Origin of the sequence: Vibrio sp. 10N.222.55.A1 (genome assembly GCF_041473835.1) — a bacterium.
Classification (GTDB): Bacteria; Pseudomonadota; Gammaproteobacteria; order Enterobacterales; family Vibrionaceae; genus Vibrio; species Vibrio crassostreae_C.
The window spans coordinates 1-206 of the sequence record NZ_JBFRSX010000099.1 but is presented as its reverse complement, the minus strand read 5'-3'; the positions used below and the strand labels follow the sequence as shown (position 1 = coordinate 206).

Here is a 206-nt window from a genome sequence, read left to right as displayed (position 1 = left end):
ATATTCTTCTTACCTCTTTTAAGAGTTAAGAGAACAACCTGATTGATGGGCTTATGGGAAAACATCAATTTAGGCTTACTTTGTGAAAAGTAAGACACACCCTGGAGGGGTTCCCGAGTGGCCAAAGGGAGCAGACTGTAAATCTGCCGGCACTGCCTTCGATGGTTCGAATCCGTCTCCCTCCACCATATTCTTCTTACCTCTTT

Annotated in this window: 1 tRNA gene; it reads left to right on the top strand. The window is 44.7% G+C overall.

The window, feature by feature from the left end:
• The first annotated feature begins 103 nt into the window (after positions 1–103).
• Positions 104–188: transfer RNA gene (locus tag AB4493_RS21215), tRNA-Tyr, on the top strand.
• The last annotated feature ends 18 nt before the right edge of the window (positions 189–206 follow it).